Below are 18,841 nucleotides of genomic sequence, written 5' to 3'. Positions count from 1 at the left end.
TTTGTCACAACTTTTACAGGAAAATAATTTTTAATGCGTCTGCCCTGGTTCCAGATACAGATACCTCAACAAATGAATAATCAGCTCCCGTCTATATATATCTTGAGAGGTAACTTTATCTTTTATCATACCCAGATAATTATATATCCGGGGAATATCTCGTTCTGACTGCGGATACCAGTAATGAGTCCGCATGTAGAAAAAGAAATGCGGAGAAAATCTGGGCACACCACTTAACGCATCACTAAACAGTGAAGTAGATATAACCATCGTAACGGTCGAGAAATCTTCACTTGGCTCACTAAATGAGACAAATTGTCCGGGTAATAATATAATCAATTCCTCCGGTTGTATCCAATGTACATCTTCATGCACTGTAATTTTGGCCTTTCCACCTAAACAATATATAATCAAAGCTGATTGATTATTAGAAGGATAAGAAGTCAAAGGAAGATACTTCAGATTTTGATAAAATTTAAAATCGTCACCCAGGACGTATATCTCTAATGTCTCTCTATTTTTAATGTCTAACATTTAACACCTTTCTAAACTAAGTCTTTTTACAAATGTATAACTTCCTAATTTACCACGCACCAAAAATGGAAATATAGTATCATACTAAGGAAGTCAAACACCTTTTATTTGCATTAATTTATAAACAAACTATCTGATTGTTAGTTCATTTATCATTTTCCTATTTCGTTTTATTATAGACTGACCTGTTTTTTATAGTGTTTTTAGGACAGGAAAAGGATTAATGCTTTCAAATGAAAAATAAGCAGATTGTTTTCTAATTCAAGCAAAATTAAAGAAATGTACTTTTATATCACATAAGAGGCAATCAAAAAAACTACTAACTCATTGAAATAAAGATTTGTATGTTCACAAGAAAGACTAATAATCAGAATAATAGCTATAAATCGGCACAATTCATACTAGAAAAATCAACGGATTATTTGCTAATTAAAAATTAATCTGTACTTTTGCATCCGCAATTCGGGGTGTAGCTCAGCCCGGTTAGAGTACGCGTCTGGGGGGCGTGTGGTCGCTGGTTCGAATCCAGTCACCCCGACTGGTTAAAGAGGTTAGAAACCGAATGGGTTCTAACCTCTTTTTATTTTAGAAAACAATGAAAGAAGATCCTAGACATATCCATATCAGTGAATACAGTTATCCTCTTTTGGATGAACGTATTGCTAAATTCCCGTTGCCTACCCGCGACCAGTCCAAACTCTTAATATACCGTCGTGGAGAAGTTAGTGAAGATGTTTTCACGTCTTTGCCGGAATATCTGCCACAAGGCAGCCTGATGATATTCAATAATACAAAAGTCATTCAGGCACGCCTCCATTTTCGAAAAGAGACGGGAGCACTGATCGAAGTGTTTTGTCTTGAACCGATCCAGCCAAACGATTATGTCTTAAATTTCCAACAGACAGCACATGCCGCCTGGCTTTGCATGATCGGCAATCTGAAGAAATGGAAAGACGGACAGTTGAAACGCGAAATGACCGTCAAAGGATTCCCTATTACTCTGACCGCTACCCGAGGAGAATGTAAAGGAACCAGCCATTGGGTAGATTTTGCATGGGATAATCCGGAAGTGACGTTTGCCGATATCCTTGAAGTATTCGGAGAACTTCCTATTCCTCCTTACTTAAACCGGGATACGGAAGAAAGTGACAAGGAGACTTATCAGACTGTTTATTCTAAGATTAAAGGTTCGGTAGCTGCGCCTACGGCGGGATTACATTTTACTCCACGAGTATTGGATGCTCTTCAAGAAAAAGGGATCGATCTTGAAGAATTAACTCTACATGTAGGAGCAGGCACATTCAAACCTGTAAAAAGTGAAGAAATCGAAGGTCACGAGATGCACACGGAATATATATCGGTCAATCGGAGTACCATCAAAAAACTGATTGACCACGACGGTTGTGCTATTGCAGTAGGGACTACTTCTGTACGGACTCTGGAAAGCCTGTATCACATTGGAGTTACATTGGCTGAAAATCCGTATGCTACGGAAGAAGAACTACGTGTCAAACAATGGCAGCCTTATGAAAAGTACGACCAGATTCCTCCCGTTGTTGCGCTGCAAAAGATATTAGGATATCTCGACAGGAATGCTTTGGAAACCCTTCACACCAGTACACAGATTATCATAGCACCGGGATACAATTATAAAATAGTGAAAGCGATGGTTACTAATTTCCATCAGCCGCAAAGTACCTTGCTGCTTTTGGTTTCAGCTTTTGTAAAAGGGAATTGGCACACTATTTATGATTATGCACTGGCGCATGATTTCCGATTCCTAAGTTATGGAGATTCTTCTTTATTAATACCATAAGATATTCTCCTCTCTGAAAGATTTTACGCAATATAAAAGACACTATGCCAAGCGATAATAACCAGGAAATGTTCCCTATCGTAGACGAACAGGGAAATATCACCGGAGCCGCCACTCGCGGAGAATGTCACAGCGGTAGCAAACTGCTTCATCCGGTGGTTCACCTTCACGTATTCAATGCCCAAGGAGACATCTACTTACAGAAACGCCCCGAATGGAAAGACATTCAACCGGGGAAATGGGATACGGCTGTGGGCGGACATATTGATTTGGGCGAAAGCGTAGAAATCGCCCTAAAGAGAGAAGTCCGTGAAGAATTAGGCATCACAGACTTCACTCCCGAGCTTCTCACCAGTTATGTTTTTGAATCCAGCCGTGAAAAAGAGCTTGTTTTTGTCCACAAAATCGTTTATGAGGAAGAAATCCATCCCAGCGACGAACTGGACGGTGGACGATTTTGGAAGATCGAAGAAATAAAAGAAAATCTGGGTAAAGGAATCTTCACTCCCAACTTCGAAGAAGAGCTGAAAAAAGTCTCTCTTATTCCTTCTCTATCCAAGTAATAATCTTTTCAGAGAACGGACTTTCTTTCGGAGACACAACTCCCGCCCAATGTCCGTTCTCATCAATCATAAACTTCTGAAAATTCCACTGAACCGGTGCGTTTTCTTTTCCATTCTGTTTTTTCTCCGTCAACCATTGATAAAGAGGAGCCATATCTTTTCCTTTAACGGAAATCTTAGCCATCATCGGAAAAGTAACATCATAGTTCAAAGAACAGAACTTGGCTATTTCTTCATTACTACCCGGTTCTTGTCCCATAAAGTTATTCGCCGGAAAACCGATAACAACAAAGTCTTTTTCTTTATATTTCTCATATAGTTTTTCCAGTTGGGCATACTGGGGCGTCAGCCCACACTTAGATGCCACGTTGACTACCAGCACTTTCTTACCTTTCAGTGAAGAAAGAGAAAAGTCCTTACCATCAATAGTTTTCACTGTAAAATCATAAAAAGACTTGTTTTGCGCTTCCGAAGAAATTGCAAACAACAGGCTTACCATCATCAAGACGAATGTTTTCATGCTGAATATACATTTAGTTTGTTTTTATATTAAACGAGTAAACTGAAAGAAATGTTTGTTCAGCAGTGAAACAAGAACTATGATTTTACATCTTTCAATTCCCCAATCCGTCACTTCACCCCACAATCTTTCCGCTTCATTTATTTTTAGTGATAACGGATGAAGATAGGCAGTAATTTTGTACTGTGAAATAATAATACAACGAAAGTCATGTTTACAGCTATTGTACGTTTTTCAATCAAGAAGAAACTATTTGTAGGACTCACTACTCTCTTCCTGTTTATCGGAGGTATCTATGCGATGCTGACACTACCTATCGATGCCGTGCCCGACATTACCAATAATCAGGTACAAATAGTGACCGTATCCCCTACACTCGCGCCACAAGAGGTGGAACAACTCATCACTATGCCTATCGAAATAGCGATGAGCAATATTATGAATGTCGAAGACATCCGTTCTGTCAGCCGCTTCGGGCTATCGGTCGTAACGGTCGTTTTTAAAGAAAGTGTCCCCACACTCGATGCACGGCAGTTGATAAATGAACAAATACAAAGCGTAACAAGCGAGATTCCCTCCGAACTCGGAACACCGGAGATGATGCCCATCACCACCGGTCTGGGAGAGATTTACCAGTATATATTGAAGGTAGCTCCCGGATATGAAAAGAAATATGACGCAATGGAACTCCGCACCATTCAAGATTGGATGGTGAAACGTCAGTTGTCCGGTATACCCGGTATAGTAGAAATCAATAGTTTCGGCGGCTACCTGAAACAATATGAAGTAGCCGTTGATCCGGACGCCCTGTTCTCTTTGAATATCACTATCGGCGAGGTGTTCGAAGCACTTAGCAGCAACAACCAAAATACCGGCGGAAGCTACATTGAGAAGATAAAGAACGCCTACTATATCCGGTCGGAAGGTATGATTACCCGCATCAAGGATATTGAACAGATTGTAGTGACCAACCGGAATGGGATTCCGGTACATATCAGTGATGTAGGAGTTGTCCGCTTCGGTTCTCCAAAGCGTTTCGGTGCCATGACAAAGGATGGTGAGGGCGAGTGTGTCGGCGGAATTGCCATGATGCTGAAAGGTGCCAACGCAAATGTAGTGACTCAAGAACTCGAAAAACGGGTAGAAAAAATACAGCAGCTATTACCCGAAGGAGTCAGTATAGAACCTTACTTGAACCGTTCGGAACTGGTAAACCGGAACATCTCTACGGTTGTCAACAACCTGATTGAAGGAGCGGTTATCGTCTTCCTTGTACTCATCCTCTTCCTCGGCAACCTCCGTGCCGGACTGATTGTCGCATCCGTCATCCCGCTGGCAATGCTTTTCGCTTTTATCATGATGCGTGTATTCAATGTCACCGCCAATCTAATGAGTCTCGGTGCCATTGACTTTGGTATTGTAGTAGATGGCTCTATCGTTATATTGGAAGGTATCCTCGCCCACATTTACGGAAAACAATTCCGAGGCCGCACACTGACCCGCAAAGAGATGGACAAAGAAGTGGAAAAAGGAGCTTCCGGCGTTACACGTTCGGCCACTTTTGCAGTGTTGATTATCCTTATCGTCTTCTTCCCCATCCTTACATTGAACGGGATTGAAGGGAAATACTTCACCCCCATGGCAAAAACACTTGTGTTCTGCATTATCGGAGCCTTAATTCTCTCACTGACTTATGTTCCTATGATGGCCTCCCTCTTTCTGAAGCATACCATTGTTGTGAAACCCACCCTTGCCGACCGCTTCTTCGAGAAACTGAACAAGATCTACCAGCACACCCTGCGCGCCTGTCTTCGTTACAAATGGCGTACCGTCATCATAGCCTTCTCCGCGCTGATCGGTTCACTTTTTCTCTTTACCCGCCTGGGAGCAGAGTTCATTCCCACTTTGGACGAAGGTGATTTTGCCATGCAAATGACACTACCCGCAGGAAGTTCGCTGACCGAAAGTATCGAAGTTTCCCGCTTGGCAGAGAAAGCATTAATGGATAAATTCCCTGAAATCAAACACGTGGTAGCCAAAATAGGAACGGCGGAAGTTCCCACTGACCCGATGGCAGTGGAAGATGCTGATGTGATGATTATCATGAAACCATTCAAAGAATGGACAAGTGCCGGAAGCCGTGCAGAAATGGTGGATAAAATGAAAGATGCACTTGCTCCGCTCTCTGAACGTGCCGAATTCAACTTCTCGCAACCGATACAGCTTCGCTTCAACGAGCTGATGACGGGAGCAAAAGCAGATATTGCCATCAAACTATATGGAGAAGACACGCACGAATTATATGAAAGAGCCAAAGAAGCAGCTACCTTTGTAGAAAAAGTGCCGGGAGCAGCGGATGTCATCGTTGAGCAGACGATGGGATTACCCCAATTGGTAGTGAAATACAACCGTAGCAAAATAGCCCGTTACGGCATCAACATACAAGAGCTTAACACCATTATCCGAACTGCCTATGCCGGAGAGTCAACAGGTGTAGTCTTTGAAAACGAACGGAGATTCGATCTCGTGGTACGGCTTGACCAGGAGAAAGTGGCCGACTTGAATCTTGATAAGTTGTTTGTACGCACTTCGGAAGGAATTCAAATTCCTGTTGGAGAGGTAGCAAGCATCGACCTTGTCAGTGGGCCACTGCAAATCAATCGGGATGCAACCAAACGGCGCATCGTCATCGGTGTCAATGTGCGTGACGCAGACATCCAGCAAGTTGTCGCCAATATTCAAGAGACACTGGACAAGAACATCAAACTGAAGCCGGGATATTACTTCGAATACGGCGGCCAGTTCGAAAACTTGCAAAATGCCATCAATACCTTACTGGTGGTCATCCCAGTGGCATTAATGCTTATTCTGTTGATTCTGTTCTTCGCATTCAAGAACATCACCTATACCCTGATGGTATTCTCAACCGTCCCCCTATCGCTCATCGGTGGTATCGCCGCACTTTGGCTACGCGGGCTCCCGTTTAGCATATCGGCCGGAGTAGGATTCATTGCTTTGTTCGGGGTAGCAGTATTGAATGGTATCCTGATGGTAAATCACTTCAACGAACTTCGTAAACAAAATACCTATTCCATGACTACAAACCAGATTATCAAAAGAGGGACTCCACACTTGCTCCGTCCTGTATTCCTGACAGGACTGGTTGCATCTTTGGGATTCGTCCCGATGGCAATAGCCACTTCAGCCGGCGCAGAAGTACAACGTCCGTTGGCAACAGTGGTCATCGGTGGCTTGATTATTTCTACCGTACTGACTTTACTCATCATTCCGGTGTTTTACAAAATTGTAAATTCATTTGCTACCTGGAGACGTCCGGGAATCAAACTGCACCGGCCTTTCGGGGAATTGTTTCTCCTGTTCTTATTTCTTCCCGCGTTCGTTTCCGCTCAACAGACACAAACTGTTAGTCTCGAACAGGCGATAGAAATAGCCAAACAAAATCATCCTCGCCTGAAAATAGCCAATAATGCTATTCAACAAGCCAAAGCCACTCGCGGAGAAGTGATAGAAGCAACGCCTACCTCGTTCAGCTATTCCTGGGGTCAACTTAACGGAGAAAACAAAAAAGACAAGGAACTGGCTTTCGAGCAAAGCCTGGGCTCCCTTCTAACGCCATTCTACAAGAATGCGTTAGTCAACCGTCAGGTAAAAACGAACACCTATTATCGGCAGATGGTAGAGAAAGAAATCACAGCAGAAGTGAAAAGGGCGTGGGCCTACTACCAATATGCCACTAATCTCTGCTCAATGTATCGGGATCAGGATAAAATGGCAGAAGAGCTGCAGCGCATCGGAGAATTACGATACCAACAAGGAGAGATTACCTTGCTCGAAAAAAATATGATGACCACCATAGCTGCCGATCTGCATAACCGCTGGTTCCAAGCAAAAGAAGAAGAGAAAATGGCATTGGCACGTTTTCAATGGAGTTGCTACTCCAACGATCCCATTGTTCCGGTAGATTCCACTTTATCCTTATTCTATACCGGCATTTCGGATGGAAACCTATCGGGAGCACATACTGCTTACTTTCAAAGCCAGGCAGATGAAGCGAAAGCAATGCTCCATGTAGAGCAGAGCCATTTCTTTCCTGAAATCAGTGTGGGGTATACACGTCAGGACATTCTCCCACTTAAGAATCTGAATGCCTGGATGATCGGGGTTTCTTTCCCCATCTACTTCCTGCCACAAAAGAGCAAAGTGAAGCAGGCATGGCTAACTGCCACTTCAGCGCAAATACAGGCAGACGCCAACATCCGGGAGTTAAGAAATAAGACACTCGAACTGGAAGCATCCCTTCGCAGATATAATGAGAGTTTACGATATTATACCTCTTCTGCCTTGAAAGAAGCGGATGAACTGACAAAGGCAGCCAACCTGCAATTGCAGCAGAGCGAAACAGGCATTGCCGAATATATACAGTCGATTACCACCGCCAGAGAGATACGCAGAGGCTATATTGAAACAGTCTACCAATACAATATTGCTGCACTGGAATATGAACTTTTCAAGTAGGTGGAAAATCGAGACATTGAATGAGATACATCACCCTGAATAATTATTATAAAACATAAGATATGAAAAAAATAGTTTATCCCATCCTTTTACTAGTTCTAACGGCTTGCAAAGGAAACCAGCAAACTACAAATAACGAATCCGCCGCAATTCCCGTTGCCGAAACGATAGCAGATACCATCGCACAACCCGAAGTGGATGCCATCACTTCAGCTACCTCAAAGCCTAATCAGGTTTCGTTCAACGGACGAATCGTTCTTCCTCCTCAACGTCAGGCAACCATTGCTTTAACCATGGGAGGCATTGTAAAAAAGGCTTCTCTGCTTCCAGGGCAATGGGTGGCTGCAAACAGTGTAATCGCCACGTTAGAGAATCCGGAGTTCATCACCCTGCAACAAACTTATCTGGACAGTCACGCACAAACCGAATATCTCTTAGCTGAATACGAACGGCAAAAAAATCTGTCTGCCGAACAAGCAGCTTCTCAAAAGAAATTCCAGCAAAGTAAAGCGGACTTTCTCTCCATGAAGAGTCGCCAGGACGCCGCTGCTGCACAACTTTCTCTTTTAGGCGTTCAAACGGAGGCATTACTTAAGAACGGAATACAACCGCTACTGGAAGTCAAAGCCCCCATTAGTGGTTATGCCGCTAATGTAGCGATGAATATCGGCAAATATATCAATCCGGGAGAAGCACTTTGCGAACTTATCGATAAAAGCAGCCCGATGCTTTGCCTGACTACTTACGAGAAAGATCTTGCAGACATACAAGTCGGCAGCCCGGTACAGTTTCGTGTAAACGGAATGGGGACACAAACCTTTCACGGTATCGTGATTTCCATCGGACAAAAAGTAGACGAAACCAATCGTTCGCTCGAGGTATATGCTTCCATCAAGGAGGAAAATGTACAATTCCGCCCCGGTATGTATATCACGGCACACATTCAGAAACAATAATTGACCAACTGTGACAACAGCATTGACATTTTATAACCGGTAACTCATAATTTACCACTATCTTTGTTGTATGATAGCCAAAGCAATAAAAAAAGATAAATATATACTTTCCACAGTCATCATCTCCTTAGCGGTTGCTGTACTGATTCATTTTCCTGAATCAGTATCTTTTTTCGACCGTTTCGAAAGTCATTCCTTATTCCCAGGGATGAAGTTTATAGATGTGGCAAACGAAATACTTTTTACCTTTCTGTCGCTATTGTTACTTTTTGCCATCAATACCCGTTTGTTTCATTTCAATCAGGCTTCCATTAAAATTACAGGGACAAAGATTTTGCTTTCCTTTATCGTGACATGGATATTGAGTAACTTGTCAGGACAGTTTTTTGTTTTCCTTCACAGAACGTTTGATATTCCGGCCATCGATGCCATGGTACATCATTATTTGCATCCATTGCGGGATTTTATTGTGGCATGTCTCGTCACCAGTAGTTGCTGTATCATTCATCTTATATTCAAGCAGCAACTGGTACTTATTGAGAACGAACAGCTTCAGGCAGAGAATCTCCGCAATCAGTATGAAGTACTGAAGAATCAGCTGAACCCACACATGCTGTTCAACTCGCTGAATACCCTGCGTTCGCTGGTACGCGAAAATCAGGATAAAGCGCAGGATTACATTCAGGAACTCTCCCGGGTACTAAGGTATACTTTGCAAAGTAATGAGTCACAATGTGTCAGTCTCCGGGAAGAAATGGAATTTGTTTCCGCTTATATATTTCTATTAAAGATGCGTTTTGAGAACAATCTACAATTCGACATACAGATAAGCAATGCCTACGAAGAATATCTCCTCCCTCCAATGGCGGTGCAAGTGTTGATTGAGAATGCAGTAAAGCACAACGAAATCAGCAACCGGAAGCCGTTGACTATTCATATCACGACGGACGATAACGGCAATTTGTCTATCAGCAACGACATTCAGCCCAAATGGACTGCAACTTCCGGAACCGGTATCGGACTTGCCAACCTTGCCAAACGATACAGGCTCTTGTTTAAACGGGATATACAAATAACGGAGGACAGAGAGTTTACAGTTTGTATTCCTTTGATTGAAAAATCACAACTAGAACAATAACCACCATGAAGATTGTCATTATAGAAGACGAAAAAGCAGCAGTACGAAACCTGACTTCACTGCTTAATGAAATAAAACCGAATGGAGAAATCGTGACCATACTGGATAGTATCAGTTCCACTATCGAATGGTTCAGTTCTTATCCGATGCCGGAACTGGTATTCATGGATATTCACCTGGCAGATGGTTCCGCCTTCGAGATATTCAATCATATCAATATTACTTGTCCGATTATCTTTACAACTGCCTATGATGAATATGCGTTACGTGCATTCAAAGTAAACAGCATCGACTACTTATTAAAACCCATCGGTAAGGAAGACATAGAACACGCTTTCGATAAGCTCCAAGGTTTACAGGATGCTGCTGACAAACACCAGTTTCCTTTTCCACAACAGGAGAATGAGCTACTGAAACTAATACATTCACTCCAAAAGCAAGAAAACTATAAAAGTCATTTCCTTATTCCTACCAAAGGAGACAAACTATTGCCCGTTTCTGTAGATATGATACAATTGTTTTATATTAAGGACTGTCAGGTCAAAGTAGTCTTAACCGATGAAACCGAATACTGTTTTTCTCAAACATTAGATGAACTTACGGAGTGTCTCAATCCTTCTCTTTTCTTTCGGGCTAACCGCCAATATCTTATTTCGCGAGAAGCTATCAAAGATATTGACTTATGGTTCAACAGCCGACTGTCCATCAACTTGTACTATTCAGGAATCAAAGAAAAAATACTTGTCAGTAAAGCCCGAGTAGCAGAGTTTAAAGAGTGGTTCTCTAAGAGAAAACGTTGATTCCGAAGCATTGCCTTCTTAGAACAAATAGCAAAACAAAGTGTTTCGTGCCGTGAAACGATTGGTTTCAACGCTTGAAACAAGCAGTTTCACGGCATGAAACACTTTGTTTCTCACCGAGGAAACTTTAGTTTCAAGCCTCTGAAACTGCAGTTTCCCCTAATGGAAACTAAAGTTTCCCGCCTTGAAACTAAAGGTATCCCCTGTTGAAACTTCTATTTACATACAAGCTTATATTTATATGCAGGCATGTTCATTTCAAACGGTGATAGATGAATGATTAGGTGACAGGTGGAGAACAATCTATCACCACCCTGAAAGCTCGATGAACAATACGTTTCAGAAGGATGGTGATAGATTGAAAGATGATTTCCATTTTTACGTATGGAAAGTTAGAATATGTGCCATCATTCAATGACAGCTGCAAAGCCACCATTTCTAACCATCTTTATAGCTAGCTGCTCTCCGGCTTTCACCTGGGATGACTTGCAACGATAATCCATCGCCTGACGTCCTGCGTTGATACCATCCTCAAAAGATATCATTTGATAAGAGCGATCTTTATTCAAGAAATCTAACTTTATGGTAAACTCACGTTCCTTTTTACCATTATTAGTCATTCCTCCTATAAACCACTTATCGCCTTTCCGTTTTGCTACAATGACGTATTCACCCGCTTTAGCTTCCAATGCCACAGTCTCGTCCCATGTTACGGGAACTTGTGTGATGAAACGGGTACAATCTTCATTACGATAATAAAGAGTAGGATTATCTGCCAACATCTGCAGACCACTCTCAAAAACCACAAAGAGTGCCAACTGATAAGCACGTGTTCCGATACTTGCAGCATTAGGACGTTCCGACCGATACACATTAGGCTGCATACTAATCATCGCCCCGGGAGTATAATCCATCGGACCGACAGCATTACGCATAAACGGTAAATACAGACTATTATCCGGATAACAACCACCCATTTGTTCCATGCCACGCACTCCTTCGTAAGACAATACATTCGGATATTTATATTCCAGTCCGGCAGGTTTGAAAGAGCCATGAAAATCGACAAACAAATGATGTTTGGCTGCTTCCCGGGCTACCCGTTCGTAATAGTTGACCATCCACTGATCGCTTCTGTCCATAAAATCAATCTTAAGTCCTTTTACTCCCCATTCATTGAAAGTCTTGAAGAGATCAAAATTGTTTTCTACCGTCAACCACGTCAACCAAAGCACAATCCCTACATTTTTTTCTTTGCCATAACGGATCAACTCGTGCAAGTCTACTTTGGGATTAGGCGTATAAGGATCACGTGTACTTTTAGCCCAGCCTTCATCCATAATGATATATGGAATACCAAATTTAGAAGCAAAATCAATGTAATACTTATAAGTATCCAAGTTATAACCGGAAACAAAATTCACATCCGGTCCGTAAGGAGAAGCGTCATTCCACCATTCCCAGCTCACCTGTCCCGGCTTAATCCATGAAACATCCTGAAGTTGATTCTTTTCAGCCAGTTTATAAGTCATTGTATTCTCAATCAACTGCTTATCATTTTTACTTATCACAAAGTAACGCCAAGGATAATTTCTCGTACCTTTTGTTTTAGCAATGTAATCAGCTTCTTGAGTAATCTTCACGCTTCGATCACTATTTTCGGCAAACGCAAGCGGAGCTTTAGGAAAAACAGAAATTGCTCCGTTCGTGCCCGTTCCTTTGAAAAACATACATGGATAATCAGCCAGATCCGACTCGCTGATTAATATTTTATAGTCTTTTTGTGTGTCAACCAATACCGGCAAAACAGCTATCCGTTCTTCAGGCTTCCACGCATTACTTTGAACATGTGTGTAAGGTTCCTCATAAGCTGTATGGAAGCCTCCCGGTTGTTGCAAGTGAAGAAGATAATCCGACGGGAAGTTGATAGCAAACTCTTCGTTCATTACTTCAACATCACCTTTTTGTGAGGTAATAAACCGGTAAGCAACTCCATCGTCAAAAGCACGGAATTCTACTGAATAATCTTTAAAGGTCAGTAGCAATTGATTATAACGATTATTGACTTTCGCATATTTCAAAGGAACAATAGGAGTTAATTGCTCGTCGACACTCGTACGTTTCTGACGGCGCAGTTTGGGATTTTGTCCCAACACCTGATTCCTCAATGTCAACTGAAGGGAATTGTCTTTCAACAATACATCTCCGTTATAATCTATACTATAATAGATTTTATCCGAGAGATTCAAGGACACTTTCAGCTCTCCATTGGGAGAAATTAACTCTAACTTATTCTGTGCACGAAGTAGTGATGCCAAGCACAAACACACAACTAACAGGAAATATCTTCTCATGATTTAGATATTTAATTAATAATCGTTTTACAATGGCAAATGTAATAAAAACATCACTTCGTACTATCAAACGGACTGGGTAATACTCCTTCAAAAGTTATTTTCACTGGTTTGATATACCCGTTTTCATCAAATTTACCTGATATTTCATTGTCTTTCCAGGCAACGACAAAGAAGAAGCTACCGCTTCATCCGATACCGCACGCTTATAGTTCGGTTTACTGCTCATGACAAAACGTAGTTTCACGCCATCACGTATATCCTCATATTTCAAATAAGATTTGTCATACTTCTTGCCATTCACATACAATTCCTTTACATACACATTCTTCGGCGACCAATTATCTGCTACCATTTCAATAACTTTTCCGTTGCTCATCCGAACTGTTATTGCCTCAACGCAAGGAGAACCAATGTTATACATATTGCTTGAAGGAGCCACCGGGTAAAAGCCAATGCAATTGAACATATACCAAGCCGACATCTGCCCGCAATCGTCATTGCCACTTAATGCATCCGGAGTATCGCCATAGAAACGGTCAACAATAGCACGGACCCACTTCTGACATTTCCAAGGTTCTTTCAAGTAATTATAAAGATACGCTACATGATGGCAAGGTTCATTTCCATGCCAATAAGCTCCGATACGTCCCTGAATATCATGTGCTCCCGGAATATCATCCGGCAACTCTACTGTGAACAGTTCATCCAACCGGTTGCGGAACCAATCTTCGCCAGCTTCGTTCATATATCCTTGTACATCTTGTGGTACATACCAAGTATATTGTACAGTAAAGCCTTCCGTAATATCCCCCCATCCATTTACAGATCCGGGGCCCTGATAAGCTACCGGAGTAAACGGTGTACGCCAGTTTCCCTGACTGTCCTTGCCACGCATATATTTCGTTTCCGGATCAATCAAAGTCTGATAAGAGAGTGCACGATTCAAGAAATAACGATAATCATCCTCTTTACCCAAAGCCTTGGCAGCCTGTGCCATGCAATAATCATCATACGCATATTCCAATGTTTTAGATACTGACTCCGCCTCTTTATCAAAAGGCACATATCCCATCATACGATATTCCGGCAAACAGTCATAATTCGGATTCATCGCCGTGGTCTTCATAGCCTCATACGCACGTTCGTAATCGAATCCTTTCACTCCCTTCACAATCATGTCAGCCAATACGGAAACTGCATGATAACCAATCATACACCAAGTCTCATTTCCATAAAACGACCAGATAGGAAGCATTTTCTCCACACTCTTATCATAATGAGCCAACATGGAATTGGCAATATCGGCATTCACTTCCTGCTGCACCAGATTGAACCAGGGATGCAAAGCCCGGTAGGTATCCCAAAGAGAGAATACCGTATAGTTGATAAATCCTTCGGCTTTCTCTATATTTTTATCTAATCCGCGAAACTGCCCGTCTGCATCCTGAAAGATGAACGGATGCAAAGCCGCATGATAAGCCGACGTATAGAATGTTCTTTTCGTTTTACGGTCGGCAGTAAGGGTATATTTTCCAAGTTCTTTTTCCCATAGTGCTTCTCCTTTAGCTTTCAGATCATCGAAAGTGAGTCCAGCAAGTTCCGCCATATTGTTTTTTGCCCCGTTTGTGCTGACCGATGAAATAGCAGTTTTTACAATCACTTCCTCTCCGGCTTTCGTATCAAAAGAGATGCAAGCCATCAGATTCTTTCCCCAAGCTTCATAGCTGCTACGAAACCGGGAGGTATTGTAAATCACCGGTTTCTTATTCTGCATAAAGCGCAAGCCGGTCAACTTTTTAGAGAAAGTAGCCGTGAAATAAATATGCCGTTCCGGTCCCCAACCTTTCACCAGTTTATATCCGGTGATGGTAGAATCATTTTCCATGCGCAGATTTGCCCATTCACAAGATTGCCATAAAGTATGGTTCATATCGATCATAATAAAAGCTTTATCCGATTGAGGATAGGTGAAGCGGAACATACCACTACGTACCCCTGACGTCATTTCAGCCTTTACTCCATAATCTGACAGTTCCACCGCATAATAATTAGGTGATGCCCATTCCTTTTCATGAGAATAACGTGAACGGTATCCCTTTTCCGGCTCCTCACGTGTCCCCGGATCCAGTTTCATCTCTCCTGTTCCGGAAATAAACAAGAAGTCTCCCAAATCAGGTATACCAGTCCCGCTTAAATGAGTCAGACTGAACCCCAACAAAGTGGAATGATTATATTTATAACCGGAAGCCGCATCATAGTATTTACTATCCGTGTCCGGACTCATCTGAATTCCCCCGAAAGGAATCTGCGCACCCGGATACACATTACCATAACCATCTGTTCCCACAAATGGATTCACATAATCAATCAGTTTCTCGGTTTGAGCCATGCCCGGCAAAATATTCACCAGGCACAGCCATACTAAAAACAATCCTCTTTTACCCATAACACTCACCATATTTACATTATTATGCTTGTATATCACCTACAGCGACCTGATACTCATGCCATAATTCGTCAATACTATATTCATTCCCTAAAATATGTTTGATAGCACCATCGAACGACCAAGGCACCACCTCCAACGTACTACGATTGAACTTACGCAGGAATTCAGGATCTTTGTTATCACGCAACCAGACAAAGAAATAACCGGCTGTACGATAACCGTCCATATAGTTCCCGCCTTTCGGACGGGCATTCGGTCCGTCAAATCCTCCATTGGCAACCCGCACAGCATCTGCCATTCCCTCGATAAATGCCCAGAACACACGATTGGTTCCATAAGAACCGATTCCTTGCGGTTCCAGCTGATAAGCATGTGTCAGTTCATGCAACAATACCCCGCGCGTTTCGAAAAACAACTTTGCCGTATCATTCGCTGCAAAAGATTTTTCAATATGACGTGTACTGTAGAAAATCGTCACATCACCATTGCCACCGCCTTTAGCAGAAATACCGTTGATATCTTCCAAAGTATAATGTATCTTGTGCACTGCGGGAATACTATCTTCCGGAGAATTGTAAAGAGTAGCTAATACAGTACGTGCCTGTTCCTTGATGTACGATTCAGCATCGGGAATGATCCGGTGGTAAATGTCCGATCCCAGCGTTTCCGGTGCTTTATCCTCAAACAACACAGCACCTGTATTGTACTCTTTCCATACATCAGAATTATCCTTCACCTGTTTTTGCACACTTGCAGCACAAGCCCCCATACCTACCAGCAGGCAGGCTGCATAGATTAAATGTATCTTTTTCATACTCCTTTATTGATTATTCGTTGATTCCGTTAGTTAATGAATAAGGTTTATCCTCCGGTGATAATCCGCGACGTTTGTTAGGTGACGCCCCCATCTTGAATTCAAGCACGCCTCCTTTCAAAATGTCTTCATGTGTAATGTACATCTTGTCGTATACCTTACCGTTCAATTTCAGCGACTGCACGTAACGTTTCTTATCGCTGACACCCGGCGCTTTGATCTCCAATGTCTTTCCATTAGGAAGTGTCATCTTCAGATAAGGCAGGTAGGGCGCTCCCAATACATACTGGTCTGTACCAGGACAAACCGGATAGAAGCCCATCACAGAGAAAAGATACCATGCTGACATCTGTCCGCAATCATCATTTCCACCCAATCCGTTAATATCATTCTTATACATCTTATTCAGAATCTCACGCAGCCAGTACTGTGATTTCCACGGCTGGGAAGTCCACGCATATAGATAAGGAACATGGTGGCTCGGTTCATTACCATGCACATATCCGCCGACCAAACATTCTTCCGTAATATCCTCATTATGCTCATAGTACTTCTCCGGCAGATGCATGGAGAACAGTTCATCCAGTTTCTGCACGAACGTCCCTTCTCCTCCCATCAAGTCGATCATGCCAAATACATCGTGTGGCACATGAAAAGAGAAATTCCATGAATTGCCTTCGATAAAACCTTCACCATAGGTTTGCAATACATCAAACTCTTTCTTGAAAGAACCGTCACTATAACGGGGACGTGCAAAACCAATACTTGTATCATAGATAGTACGATAATTGAGGGCACGCTTTCGGTAAGTCTCCGCTATTTCCTTGTTACCTGCCTTCAAAGCTGTCTGATAGATAGTCCAATCGTCGTATGCATACTCCAAAGTAGAAGAGGCTGCTGTACCACTTTTGTCAAGCGGAATATATCCCAGCTTCATATAATCAGCTATACCTTCATAATACGGAACGGTGGATGTACTGACCATTGCCGCCAATGCCTCATCCACATTCGAAAAGACGCCTTTGGTTATTGCATCCGCCAGTACAGACACAGCATGATAACCGCTCATACACCAGTTTTCATTTCCCATCAGACTCCATATCGGCAACATTCCGTGCACGCTTTGTTGCTCATGTTTAATCATGGATTCCACCATATCCGCATTGCGTCCCGGTTTCACCAGATTCAAGAAAGGATGTTCCGCACGATAGGTATCCCAAAGGGAAAATATAGTGTAGTTGGTAAATCCTTCCGCCCGGTGTATGTTATGATCCAGCCCACGATAGGAACCGTCTACATCCATATACACAGACGGATTAATCATGGTGTGGTAAAGGGAAGTATAGAACATTGCTTTCTGATCGGGCGTACCTTCGATCTCGAAATGCTCCAGTTCGCTATTCCAATCTGTACGAGCAGCTTCCGCCAACTGTTCGAAACTCTTTCCGGAAGCCTCGGCACGCAGATTCTTAATGGCCCCTTCCGTACTGACTGCCGACAATGCCACTTTTACGACCAGTTCCGAATTGTTAGCCGTATCGAAATTAAAGTAAGCCACAATTTTTCGACCTGTGATTTCAGGGAAGTTCTTTTCCATCTTGAAACGACGCCAAAAGCCATTGTACAATACTTTTTCCTTATCCTTATATCCGTAGTCTTTAATCGGCTGTGACAAAGAGATAGCAAAATAGGTATAATTCGTACGCGCCCATCCATTGGTGATACGATATCCGGTCAACAGAGTATCGTTTTCGACTCTCAAATTGGCCCATAGAACTTTGCCGTCATAATTATAAATACCATGCACCAGATCCAAAATCAAATGACCATCTTTTCCTTTCGGGAAGGTATATTTATGTATACCCGTCCGTTGTGTTGCTGTCAGTTGGGCCTTAATGCCATAATCGTCCAGTATCACTTCATAATATCCGGGAACAGCTTTTTCTGTAGCATGGTCAAAACGTGAACGGTATCCCTCTTCCGGATAATCCGCCCGACCGGGATTTAACTTCACATCGCCAACAGCAGGCATCAACAAGATGTCTCCCAAGTCAGAATGTCCCGTACCACTAAGATGAGTGTGACTGAAGCCAACAATGGTCTTGTCCCTATATTGGTAACCAGCACAATACTCGTAGGCATTTTTCTGATAAGCTCCATTTATATTATGCGGAATTGTGTCTGTGTCCGGACTCAACTGTACCCATCCGAAAGGAGTACAAGCACCGGGAAAAGTGTGCCCCATCCCATTGGTCCCGATAATCGGATTCACATAGTCTACCGGCTGTTGAGCTATGGCGGACAAAGTTGCTGCCGCCATAGTCATCATCAATACTTTCTTTCTCAAATTATTCATAT

The 18,841-nt window shown here is 42.6% G+C and carries 11 protein-coding genes, 1 tRNA gene and 1 pseudogene; 7 read left to right on the top strand and 6 right to left on the bottom strand.

What is annotated here, in order from left to right; genetic code table 11:
* Positions 1-48: 48 nt before the first annotated feature.
* Positions 49-534 (bottom strand): annotated as a pseudogene (locus DXA54_RS18345) (AraC family transcriptional regulator); the annotation flags it as partial.
* A gap of 463 nt (positions 535-997) precedes the next feature.
* Between DXA54_RS18345 and DXA54_RS18340 the strand changes: the two are divergent.
* The 3 genes from DXA54_RS18340 (at position 998) to DXA54_RS18330 (ending at position 2,913) form a co-directional block, all read left to right on the top strand.
* A tRNA-Pro gene (locus tag DXA54_RS18340) sits at positions 998-1,072 on the top strand.
* Between the two features lie 57 nt (positions 1,073-1,129).
* The gene (locus DXA54_RS18335; protein ID WP_120080269.1) at positions 1,130-2,350 is read left to right on the top strand and encodes an S-adenosylmethionine:tRNA ribosyltransferase-isomerase; all 1,221 of its coding nucleotides are present in this window, start codon (positions 1,130-1,132) and stop codon (positions 2,348-2,350) included.
* A 44-nt stretch (positions 2,351-2,394) separates the two neighbouring features.
* A complete protein-coding gene (locus DXA54_RS18330) occupies positions 2,395-2,913 on the top strand; it encodes an NUDIX hydrolase (protein WP_120080267.1) in 519 nt (172 codons plus the stop codon).
* On the opposite strand, the gene DXA54_RS18325 is transcribed toward DXA54_RS18330, so the two are convergent.
* Entirely contained in the window at positions 2,891-3,433 is a 543-nt protein-coding gene (locus tag DXA54_RS18325; RefSeq protein ID WP_008020573.1) for a glutathione peroxidase, read from the bottom strand. The two genes, DXA54_RS18330 and DXA54_RS18325, sit on opposite strands and share 23 nt — an antisense overlap.
* A 210-nt stretch (positions 3,434-3,643) precedes the next feature.
* On the opposite strand from DXA54_RS18325, the gene DXA54_RS18320 reads away from it, so the two are divergent.
* The 4 genes from DXA54_RS18320 to DXA54_RS18305 all read left to right on the top strand — a co-directional run bounded on the left by DXA54_RS18320 (position 3,644) and on the right by DXA54_RS18305 (position 10,863).
* Complete coding sequence (locus DXA54_RS18320; RefSeq protein ID WP_120080265.1) at positions 3,644-7,969, top strand: CusA/CzcA family heavy metal efflux RND transporter; 4,326 nt, start codon at positions 3,644-3,646, stop codon at positions 7,967-7,969.
* Positions 7,970-8,031: 62 nt separating this feature from the next.
* Positions 8,032-8,925 carry an efflux RND transporter periplasmic adaptor subunit gene (locus DXA54_RS18315; protein ID WP_120080263.1) on the top strand — a complete coding sequence of 298 codons (894 nt, stop codon included), beginning with the start codon at positions 8,032-8,034 and terminating at the stop codon, positions 8,923-8,925.
* A 70-nt stretch (positions 8,926-8,995) separates the two neighbouring features.
* Complete coding sequence (locus tag DXA54_RS18310; protein WP_120080261.1) at positions 8,996-10,063, top strand: sensor histidine kinase; 1,068 nt, start codon at positions 8,996-8,998, stop codon at positions 10,061-10,063.
* A gap of 5 nt (positions 10,064-10,068) precedes the next feature.
* Positions 10,069-10,863, top strand: a complete 795-nt coding sequence (locus DXA54_RS18305) for a LytR/AlgR family response regulator transcription factor (protein WP_120080259.1) — start codon at positions 10,069-10,071, stop codon at positions 10,861-10,863.
* 407 nt (positions 10,864-11,270) lie between these two features.
* On the opposite strand, the gene DXA54_RS18300 is transcribed toward DXA54_RS18305, so the two are convergent.
* The 4 genes from DXA54_RS18300 to DXA54_RS18285 all read right to left on the bottom strand — a co-directional run bounded on the left by DXA54_RS18300 (position 11,271) and on the right by DXA54_RS18285 (position 18,839).
* Positions 11,271-13,217, bottom strand: coding sequence for a glycoside hydrolase family 97 protein (locus DXA54_RS18300; protein ID WP_120080257.1), 1,947 nt, complete (start codon positions 13,215-13,217; stop codon positions 11,271-11,273).
* Positions 13,218-13,320: 103 nt separating this feature from the next.
* Positions 13,321-15,678, bottom strand: a complete 2,358-nt coding sequence (locus DXA54_RS18295; RefSeq protein WP_165863268.1) for a GH92 family glycosyl hydrolase — start codon at positions 15,676-15,678, stop codon at positions 13,321-13,323.
* Between the two features lie 10 nt (positions 15,679-15,688).
* Entirely contained in the window at positions 15,689-16,483 is a 795-nt protein-coding gene (locus DXA54_RS18290; protein WP_120080255.1) for a basic secretory family protein, read from the bottom strand.
* Between the two features lie 13 nt (positions 16,484-16,496).
* Complete coding sequence (locus DXA54_RS18285; RefSeq protein WP_120080253.1) at positions 16,497-18,839, bottom strand: GH92 family glycosyl hydrolase; 2,343 nt, start codon at positions 18,837-18,839, stop codon at positions 16,497-16,499.
* Positions 18,840-18,841: the final 2 nt, after the last annotated feature.

The organism is Bacteroides sp. OF03-11BH (assembly GCF_003604005.1).
GTDB classification, from domain to species: domain Bacteria; phylum Bacteroidota; class Bacteroidia; order Bacteroidales; family Bacteroidaceae; genus Bacteroides; species Bacteroides ovatus.
Note: the sequence above shows the minus strand (reverse complement) of the source record. Positions and strands in the feature narration are given on the sequence as shown.

Excerpts from the sequence above, each read along its gene's own strand:
- DXA54_RS18295 (WP_165863268.1), bottom strand. The coding sequence starts at position 15,678 with ATGGTGAGTGTTATGGGTAAAAGAGGATTGTTTTTAGTATGGCTGTGC.
- DXA54_RS18330 (WP_120080267.1), top strand. The coding sequence starts at position 2,395 with ATGCCAAGCGATAATAACCAGGAAATGTTCCCTATCGTAGACGAACAG.
- DXA54_RS18325 (WP_008020573.1), bottom strand. The coding sequence starts at position 3,433 with ATGAAAACATTCGTCTTGATGATGGTAAGCCTGTTGTTTGCAATTTCT.
- DXA54_RS18305 (WP_120080259.1), top strand. The coding sequence starts at position 10,069 with ATGAAGATTGTCATTATAGAAGACGAAAAAGCAGCAGTACGAAACCTG.
- DXA54_RS18335 (WP_120080269.1), top strand. The coding sequence starts at position 1,130 with ATGAAAGAAGATCCTAGACATATCCATATCAGTGAATACAGTTATCCT.
- DXA54_RS18315 (WP_120080263.1), top strand. The coding sequence starts at position 8,032 with ATGAAAAAAATAGTTTATCCCATCCTTTTACTAGTTCTAACGGCTTGC.
- DXA54_RS18310 (WP_120080261.1), top strand. The coding sequence starts at position 8,996 with ATGATAGCCAAAGCAATAAAAAAAGATAAATATATACTTTCCACAGTC.
- DXA54_RS18300 (WP_120080257.1), bottom strand. The coding sequence starts at position 13,217 with ATGAGAAGATATTTCCTGTTAGTTGTGTGTTTGTGCTTGGCATCACTA.
- DXA54_RS18320 (WP_120080265.1), top strand. The coding sequence starts at position 3,644 with ATGTTTACAGCTATTGTACGTTTTTCAATCAAGAAGAAACTATTTGTA.
- DXA54_RS18285 (WP_120080253.1), bottom strand. The coding sequence starts at position 18,839 with ATGAATAATTTGAGAAAGAAAGTATTGATGATGACTATGGCGGCAGCA.
- DXA54_RS18290 (WP_120080255.1), bottom strand. The coding sequence starts at position 16,483 with ATGAAAAAGATACATTTAATCTATGCAGCCTGCCTGCTGGTAGGTATG.